At 63.2% G+C, this 334-nt stretch carries 1 pseudogene; it reads left to right on the top strand.

The window, feature by feature from the left end:
• Positions 1-112 (top strand): annotated as a pseudogene (locus SB753_RS35685) (zinc-binding alcohol dehydrogenase family protein); the annotation flags it as partial.
• Positions 113-334: the final 222 nt, after the last annotated feature.

The following is a 334-nucleotide window of genomic DNA, read 5'->3' as shown; positions in this document are numbered from 1 at the left end:
CACGACGGTCGGCCAGCACCTGGGCGCGATCAACGCGGCCAATCTGCGTCGCGCGCATCGCCTGCTCGAGGAAGGGCGCGCGATCGGGAAGCTGGTGCTGAGCGGGTTTTGATGCGTGCGTTGTGACGCGGCTTTAGACGAGCTGCTCGTGATGAGGGGCTTTTAACGCGGCTTTCGATCAGCGGCTTGTGAGGAGTGGCTGCTGACGCGGCTTCGATAAGCAGCTTCTCACGCGGCTTTTCATGAGCGGCTTGCGACGTGCGGCTGTTGACGCAACTTCGACAAGCGGCCCCCGATAAAACGCGTCAGCGCAAGCGGGGTAACACCCGATGCC

The sequence above is a fragment of the Paraburkholderia sp. SIMBA_053 genome, assembly GCF_046534895.1.
GTDB classification, from domain to species: domain Bacteria; phylum Pseudomonadota; class Gammaproteobacteria; order Burkholderiales; family Burkholderiaceae; genus Paraburkholderia; species Paraburkholderia caledonica.
This window is presented reverse-complemented; position numbering and strand designations above follow the sequence as displayed.